The 7,635-nt window shown below is 62.4% G+C and carries 5 protein-coding genes, 1 tRNA gene and 2 rRNA genes (1 of these 8 only partly in view); 4 read left to right on the top strand and 4 right to left on the bottom strand.

Features of this window, described 5'->3' with window-relative positions; all coding sequences use genetic code 11:
• The 3 genes from ACT2BZ_RS02395 to ACT2BZ_RS02385 form a co-directional block, all read left to right on the top strand.
• Positions 1-1,028: ribosomal RNA gene (locus tag ACT2BZ_RS02395) — 23S ribosomal RNA — on the top strand; it begins 1,785 nt to the left of the window's first position.
• A 103-nt stretch (positions 1,029-1,131) separates the two neighbouring features.
• A 5S ribosomal RNA gene (gene rrf / locus ACT2BZ_RS02390) occupies positions 1,132-1,246 on the top strand.
• 69 nt (positions 1,247-1,315) lie between these two features.
• A tRNA-Met gene (locus ACT2BZ_RS02385) sits at positions 1,316-1,392 on the top strand.
• Positions 1,393-1,523: 131 nt separating this feature from the next.
• Here ACT2BZ_RS02385 and ACT2BZ_RS02380 read toward each other — a convergent pair.
• Complete coding sequence (locus ACT2BZ_RS02380) at positions 1,524-2,378, bottom strand: FkbM family methyltransferase (RefSeq protein ID WP_457939014.1); 855 nt, start codon at positions 2,376-2,378, stop codon at positions 1,524-1,526.
• 37 nt (positions 2,379-2,415) lie between these two features.
• Positions 2,416-3,261, bottom strand: coding sequence for a glycosyltransferase family A protein (locus tag ACT2BZ_RS02375; protein ID WP_457939013.1), 846 nt, complete (start codon positions 3,259-3,261; stop codon positions 2,416-2,418).
• A gap of 372 nt (positions 3,262-3,633) precedes the next feature.
• On the opposite strand from ACT2BZ_RS02375, the gene ACT2BZ_RS02370 reads away from it, so the two are divergent.
• Complete coding sequence (locus ACT2BZ_RS02370) at positions 3,634-5,349, top strand: glycoside hydrolase family 32 protein (RefSeq protein ID WP_457939011.1); 1,716 nt, start codon at positions 3,634-3,636, stop codon at positions 5,347-5,349.
• 12 nt (positions 5,350-5,361) lie between these two features.
• Here ACT2BZ_RS02370 and ACT2BZ_RS02365 read toward each other — a convergent pair whose 3' ends face one another.
• Both ACT2BZ_RS02365 and ACT2BZ_RS02360 read right to left on the bottom strand, forming a co-directional pair.
• Complete coding sequence (locus ACT2BZ_RS02365; RefSeq protein ID WP_457939009.1) at positions 5,362-6,117, bottom strand: HAD-IIB family hydrolase; 756 nt, start codon at positions 6,115-6,117, stop codon at positions 5,362-5,364.
• Complete coding sequence (locus ACT2BZ_RS02360; RefSeq protein ID WP_457939008.1) at positions 6,114-7,451, bottom strand: glycosyltransferase; 1,338 nt, start codon at positions 7,449-7,451, stop codon at positions 6,114-6,116. The genes ACT2BZ_RS02365 and ACT2BZ_RS02360 overlap by 4 nt, the downstream gene beginning before the upstream one ends.
• Positions 7,452-7,635 lie beyond the last annotated feature (184 nt).

The raw sequence follows: 7,635 nt of genomic DNA, 5'->3' as shown, positions 1-7,635 counted from the left end.
GTTAAGAGGAGGGGTGCAAGCTCTGAATCGAAGCCCCAGTAAACGGCGGCCGTAACTATAACGGTCCTAAGGTAGCGAAATTCCTTGTCGGGTAAGTTCCGACCTGCACGAATGGCGTAACGACTTCCCCGCTGTCTCCAGCATAGACTCAGTGAAATTGAATTCCCCGTGAAGATGCGGGGTTCCTGCGGTTAGACGGAAAGACCCCGTGCACCTTTACTATAGCTTTACATTGGCATTCGTAGTGGCATGTGTAGGATAGGTGGTAGGCTTTGAAGCTTGGGCGCCAGCTCGAGTGGAGCCATCCTTGAAATACCACCCTTATTACTATGGATGTCTAACCGCGGCCCGTTATCCGGGTCCGGGACAATGTATGGTGGGTAGTTTGACTGGGGCGGTCGCCTCCTAAAGAGTAACGGAGGCGCGCGATGGTGGGCTCAGAACGGTCGGAAATCGTTCGCTGAGTGCAATGGCATAAGCCTGCCTGACTGCGAGACTGACAAGTCGAGCAGAGACGAAAGTCGGTCATAGTGATCCGGTGGTCCCGCGTGGAAGGGCCATCGCTCAACGGATAAAAGGTACGCCGGGGATAACAGGCTGATGACCCCCAAGAGTCCATATCGACGGGGTTGTTTGGCACCTCGATGTCGACTCATCGCATCCTGGGGCTGGAGCAGGTCCCAAGGGTATGGCTGTTCGCCATTTAAAGCGGTACGTGAGTTGGGTTCAGAACGTCGTGAGACAGTTCGGTCCCTATCTGCCGTGGGTGTAGGAATATTGAAAGGATCTGTCCCTAGTACGAGAGGACCGGGATGGACGGATCTCTGGTGGACCTGTTGTGGCGCCAGCCGCATAGCAGGGTAGCTACATCCGGACGGGATAACCGCTGAAGGCATCTAAGCGGGAAACCCACCTTAAAACGAGTATTCCCTGAGAGCCGTGGAAGACGACCACGTTGATAGGCCGGGTATGGAAGTGCTGTAAGGCATGAAGTTTACCGGTACTAATAGCTCGATTGGCTTGATCGTTCTCATTACTTGTGTCCATCACCATCGGTGATGGCTGCGGCCCGCACGGGCCGCGTGCCTAGGCACGAAAATCCAGCTTCTTGAACAATGTGCGTTTTGCCGACCTGGTGGTTATGGCGGAGCGGCTGCACCCGATCCCATTCCGAACTCGGCCGTGAAACGCTCCAGCGCTGATGGTACTTCGTCTTAAGACGCGGGAGAGTAAGTCGCTGCCAGGTCTGCCAAGCGCACACTGTTAATCTTCTCTTTTCGATGCGCCTTTCTTGGGCCAATATCTCCAAAGTTGACGCGGGGTGGAGCAGCCCGGTAGCTCGTCAGGCTCATAACCTGAAGGTCGTTGGTTCAAATCCAACCCCCGCAACCAAAATCAGCCCGCCAGGCTTCCAGTCTGGCGGGTTTTTTTGTGGTCTTCAGACAGCGGCTAGCGTCGGACCGATCCGGATGCCGGGCTTCGATAAGCGGGCCAGCCGGTTCTCCGTTCAGGCGGGCATCATGCTATCCGGCATCCCAGAAGGGAGAGTGCGGAATATCGGGGTTCTTCGCCTCGTTCGGCCGGTCGAGCGGGTGCGGCAGCTGTGCCGTGGTCCCCGTCCTGCCCGCCCGATCCTTGCGCAGGTAGGTCAGTTCAACGACCGTTGGTACGGTCCGTCCCCTGAAGCGAAAATGTTCTGCGTAGTTGTTCGGGTGCAGATGGCAAAGGAGATGCTGCGCGTTCAGCTTCGAGACAGTCGCCATGAAGCGCTCCCTCCAGGCCGGCTCTGCCAGCCGATGCAGGTCATGCAGTTCCAGGACGATGATGCGGAAGCGGGCAAGAAGCTGCTCCGAAAGGTCGACGAGAACGTCGTATTCGGCACCCTCGATATCCATCTGCAGCAAGAGATCGGATTGGCCCGGGGCGGATTGTTCCACCCAATCCTGCAGCGTTATGAACGGCGGACGGTCCTGCGGGCCGATGAAGTTCGATCGGAAGTGGATGTTTGACGGCAGGTTCGGGGGAGGCTCGACGGAGGCGTCGGCCAGAAAGCACTCGATGCCTCTCGCGGCCATCGCGCGGTCGAAGCCGATTTCCTGCGAAACGCCCGGTGAAAACAGCGCGCTGATGGCGTCGAGATCGTCAGGAACCAGGTATCCCCCGTCGCGGTCCGGCCCGATGCGCACCAGTCGCGTGTCGATCGCCTCCGGACGCAGCATGGCAAGTGCCTGTGCAACTTGCGCCTCACTGGAAGCGTCGCGCGGGCGTATCGAGCGCAGGAAGCGCCTTTGCAGCTTGAGCGACTTGAAGAACCGCTTCCTTCGACGGTTCCAGCGCGACAGGCCGGAGCTGAGATAGCGAAACGGCGAACCGAACATCAGGCGACCCAGGCTGCGAGGACCGGCGAGCGGGCGCTCATGACCAGATCCCGTATTCTTCCTGCATGTAACGGACACAGGCGGCATTTGCCTCGTGGCGGTCGGCATCTTCGATGATGGACTTGAAGAGAGCGTCGTAGTTGCCGCCCTGGTGTTCGACCGGCACCCTGCAATTGCTGTCTGCCCAGATCCTGATGCCCCGCCGTTCAAGGCTGCCCGACAGCCAGATGTCGTCTACGGCCCAGATCACGTTCGGAATCGTGTAGCTCTCGTCGTCGAAGAAGTCCGGCGCGACCGAGACGCCACCCAGTCCGCAGGCGATATGGACGTAACCATCCTTCCTGTACAAGCGTCTGCCGGGCTTCGGCAGTCGTTGTCCCGTCAGGAGGTTTTTCATCCCCTGCTCGATTCGCTCAAGTCGGTAGAGAAGGTTGGTCCGGTGAGGCTGGCGAACGGCGCGAGGCTCGGGGGACGCGAGCTGCCGGCCGAGCAGCCTGTCGAGATTTCCACCAGAGGCAACGATGGCCTTTTCCGGATGCTCCCGCGTCTTGGACAGGAGGGACTCCAGCCAGTCGCGTGGCGCCGCGCGATCGTCGTCGCAATAGACTATGCGCACATTCTGCCCGCGATATCGCCGGGCACAGGGAAGCACCTTGCTGGCCGGTCCGAGGTCTTCGTCGGTGACGACGATCCCGACACCATCCGGAACCTCGGGGCTGCGGAACTCGTGCTGGGGAAATCGCCTGTAGGACCGCGGGACCGTCACTTCGATGGAATCGGGCCTGCGGGACTGATCGAGAATGCTCTTGAGCGTCAGCCCGAGGTCGTTGAATCGCGGCGGTATTGTCGTCACCGAGACAACGATCTTGGTTTCATTATCCATCTGAAGTCCGATTTAGGTGCTTTGGCTGCCGGATCGCCCCGTCCAGCCTGCGGCAGGGAGGGAATCGTTTTTGCCCCGGCATGGGCTTGGTCAGGCAATCATCAGTGTTGGAATAGACCTCACGCGTCAAGATCGGGATAATGACCGTGCTGCGCGCCGGCGTTGCTGCCCGAATGCCGCCCGCTCCCGCGCCGTGCAACGTTTCCTGCACGAGGCGGTCTTCCTGAAGGCCAGCAGATTGCCCGGTCGGGTCTTGACCTGCAGACTCCACCCGGGGTGTACTCGGGGTTCGGGAGGAGCTGTTTCGTTGACGGCGGCGCGGCGGGTCTCGGCGCGCCGAATTGTCAATCCAGTCCTACGAAGGAAGTTCCGATGCACGATGGCGAGCTGAAGGTCGCGGAGGCGGCCACGATCAAGCGCCTGCATGCCGACCTGCCGGTGAATTCGACCATCCATCTGTGGATGAAGGCGACGTCTTCCGATCACCCTGGCGAGATGGCCTTCTCCAACCAGCGGGGCACTTTCGGCGACGTCAGCGTGCGCAATGCCGAGGAGTACGAGTTCCGCATCTTCCAGGTCTATGGCGGCGGTCCGGTCGAGCTCAGCTACGATACGCAGAAGACGTCACTGTCGGTCGCCTACTGGTTCACCCAGGCCGAAGTTCTCGACACCGGCATCACGCTGCTCCACACCAATCCCGGCAATGCTGCGCCGAACATTCCCGACAGTTATCACTTCCGCCCGCCCTTCGGCTGGATGAACGATCCCAACGGGTTCGGCCGCTATGGCGGGCGGCCGCACCTCTTCTACCAGCACTATTCGCACGGCCTGACCTGGAACACGATGCACTGGGGGCATGCCGTCTCATCCGATTATCTGCGCTGGCGGCACATGCCGATCTTCCTGTTTCCGTCGGAGGAACTGACGGCGCGACCCGACAAGCGCGGCGGCGCCTTTTCGGGCTCGGCGATCCCGCTGGTCGAGGGGCCGGGCATCCGCGTCTTCTTCACCGAGCAGGTGCTCGACCGGGTGCCAGAGCAGCAGATCCAGCTGACCGCCACCTCGTCCGACCTGATCATGGCCGGGCAGGCGGAGGTGATCCTGCCTTACCGGCCGGTCGACCAGAGCCTGACGCCCGATTTCCGCGATCCCTATGTGTTCCGCGGGCCCGACGGGCTGTGGAAAATGCTGCTGGGCAGCCAGAGCGACGCCGGCGGCGTCATCCTGCTCTATGAAACTCAAGACGCGACCGCTGCCTCGGGCTGGACCTTCGTGTCGAAGCTGCTGGTCGAGACCCGCCACAAGACGACGGCGATCGAGTGTCCCTGCCTGCTGCCCGTCGACGGGCCGGCCGCGGCGCCAGAAACGCGCTGGGTGCTCATCTTCGGGCTGATGAACGGCGAGGACCAGGCGACGGGCCGCAAGAACCTGACGCTCGCGGTCGTCGGCCATTTCGACGGCAAGGCGTTCACCGGCGAGTTCGAGCAGGAACTCGACTTCGGAACCGACAATTACGCTTTCCAGGCCTTCGTCGACGGCAACACGATCGTCGGCATGGGCTGGCTTGCCAACTGGGTCGATACTGGCCCGGCAATCGACTTTCCGACAGCCATGACCCTGCCGCGCGCCATTCACCTGATCGACGGCGCGCTGCATACGCCGCCGATCGGCGCAGCCGAAAGCCTGCGCAGCCACATTCTCGACCGCACGCGGCTTGCCGGCGGCGAGGCGATCACGCTGGTCAACGGCGCGGTCGAGATCCTGTTCGAACTGGCGGAGCCGGGCGCGCATTTCACGCTGCAGCTCAATCATCCCGAGGTCAATTTGCAGGTCGTCGTCAATGACGCCGGGCTGGCGATCAAGTATAGCGAAGACGACCAGAAGAAGAGTCCATACTACCTGGCGCGCGGCGCCAAGCCGAAGCGGCTGAGAATATTCCTGGACTACGGCTCGATCGAGGTCTTCGCCGACCATGGCCGCTGGGCAGGGACCAAGCGGATCAAGGGCTTCGAGCCGGTGCAGTCGGTCTGGCTCGCCGCCGAACCGGGTGCCGTCGAGCGCGCCATCGTCTGGGCGCTGAAACCCTGAGCGCAGGCGCGCTCAGACCCCTTCCCGGTCGAGGACGGACCAGTGCACCAGGCCTTCAAGCACGCCTGCGGCATGGGTGCGCCTGGCGTTGAAGACCCTCGGATTACCCTCGCCGATGGCGCGCAGTTCGGGCAGGGCGTTGCCCACCACGATGCCGCGCACGTCCGGCAGGTCGAACATGGATCGGTCGTTGCCGGTATCGCCGGCGACGAGCATCTCGTCGAGGCCTATGCCGAGTTCCTCGCCAAGCCATGTCAGCGCCTGGCCCTTGTCGGCGCGCAGCGGCAATATGTCGAGGTCGCGCCTACTGGAATAGACCATGGTGAAGGCGACGCCGGCGCGCTGCAGCTTCTTCTCTATGTCGGCCAGCATTCCGGCGTTGGCGTCGCGCAGGTACCAGCTCGACTTGAAGGCGTGCTGGTAGATGTCGGGCTGGCGCTCCGTCCTGTCGTGCGCGCCGAGGATCTCCTCGACGGCATCAAGGGACCAGCCTTCGGAGAGCCTTTCGTGGAAGCGGTCGAGGCTCTCCGTGCCCCTCGGGGCGACCAGCATGGTGCCGACGCCGCCGATCACGTAATCGGGTTGGGGCAGGCCGGTCGCGGCAACAAACTCCAGTATGTCGTCGGCGAGCCGGCCGCTGTTGTAGACGAGCAGCGGGCGGCGGGCCTTGTCGAGCGCGTCCCACGTCTCGCGGAACATCCGCGTGGCCGGCGCGTCGCCGGCCAGCGTACCGTCGAGGTCGCTCGAGATCAGCGCGACCGGTTTCAATCGCCGTCGTTCCAGGGCTCGGCCCAGTCGTAGTCGTCGACCGCCTTCAGCGTGCGGCGGCCCTCGACGAGGCTGACCAGCTGCTGCGCGATGCCGGTCCAGGTGTAGAGGCTGCGTGCCTTGTGGGCACCCATGCGACCAAGGCGGCCGTAAAGCCGCTTGTGGTTCAAGGGCTTGGTGATGGTTATGCCGAGATCCTCCTTGTCGAAGGGATCGGCAAACAACGCGTGGCGGCCATAGCTGATGCCGCGGTAGAGGCCGCCATGGATGGTCACCACCGTCGGGGTGCCGCAGGCCATGGCCTCGATGGCGGTCATGCCGAAGGGCTCGTAGCGGCTCGACAGGACGAACATGTCGGCGGCCCTGTAGGTGTCGGCAAGGTCCTCGTCGGCGACGAAGCCCGAGAAGACGATGCGGTCCTCAAGCTTCAGCCGCTTGGCCTGCGCCTTCAGCTGGTCGAGGATCTGGCGCTCGTGGTCGTCCATGTTCTCGCCGCCGACGGCAAGCCGCAGCACGGAGTCCGGTATGCGTGTCGCCACGACCGAGAAGGCGTCGATCAGCAGGTCGTAGCCCTTGTTGGTGGCCAGCCGGCCGAGCGCCAGGATCGTACGACCCTCGAAGCCTAGGCGCTTGCGCGCCATTCTGCGCGTCGCGTCGCTGACCGGGAAGAAGCGGTTGTCGTCGTAGCCCGGCGGGATCATGTGAACGCGGTTGGCGTCGACATTGTAGTCGTCGATCAGCATGTCGAGCTGCGGCGAGGTCGTGGCAATGACCATGGCACAGCTACGGTAGATGATCGTCTCGTGCTTGATGCGCTCGGCAAAGTTGAACTCCTCGTCAAAGGAGTCGGCCTTGTCCGGATAGTCGGTCTTCATCTGCCGCTCTTTCCACATGCCGAGCGAATGCGGCGTGTGGATATGCGGCACGTCGAGCGCCTCGGCGAGGCGCTGGCCGGCGACGCCGCCGTCCCAATAGTGGCTGTTGATGAAGTCGTAGGTGAGACCCTCGTCGCGGATCAGCCGCAGCGCGTTCTCGCCCCACTCGAGCAGGCTCCGGTAAAGGTACTCTTTGGGAATGAAATCGGGCCCGCCGCAGGGAACGCGCAGGACACGTACCCTGTCGGCCACTTCGTCCACCGCCGGCTGATCCTCAAAGCGGCGCGTCCAGATGTCGACGCTGTAGCCTAGCTGGGCCAGCTTCTTGGCGAGTTCGAGAACGTAGACGACCTGTCCGCCGGTATCGGCCGCGCCGAGCGGCGGGTTCGCGGCGACGTAGCCGTGAGTAGAAACGAGAGCGACACGAGGATTCGATTCGTCCGGCTTGGTGTCCGGCATAAGGCAGGTTTCCTTTTTATGTGTTTATGCGACGCGTCAAAGACAAAGCGTTGCCTGAATGCAAGTCTAGCTGCTTCTCCCGCACCTGCAAAGCTTGAATGGTACGCACCGGCTGCCCGGAAATTGAGCAGTCCGGCTCTCCTGGATTTCAGAGTGCCTTGGCAGGCAAGCGCAATAGACACCC

Source organism: Mesorhizobium sp. 10J20-29 (genome assembly GCF_054130485.1).
Note: the sequence above shows the minus strand (reverse complement) of the source record. Positions and strands in the feature narration are given on the sequence as shown.

What these genes read in the sequence shown, in the direction of transcription:
- ACT2BZ_RS02380 (WP_457939014.1), bottom strand. Translation starts at nt 2,378, where the DNA reads ATGTTCGGTTCGCCGTTTCGCTATCTCAGCTCCGGCCTGTCGCGCTGG.
- ACT2BZ_RS02370 (WP_457939011.1), top strand. Translation starts at nt 3,634, where the DNA reads ATGCACGATGGCGAGCTGAAGGTCGCGGAGGCGGCCACGATCAAGCGC.
- ACT2BZ_RS02360 (WP_457939008.1), bottom strand. Translation starts at nt 7,451, where the DNA reads ATGCCGGACACCAAGCCGGACGAATCGAATCCTCGTGTCGCTCTCGTT.
- ACT2BZ_RS02375 (WP_457939013.1), bottom strand. Translation starts at nt 3,261, where the DNA reads ATGGATAATGAAACCAAGATCGTTGTCTCGGTGACGACAATACCGCCG.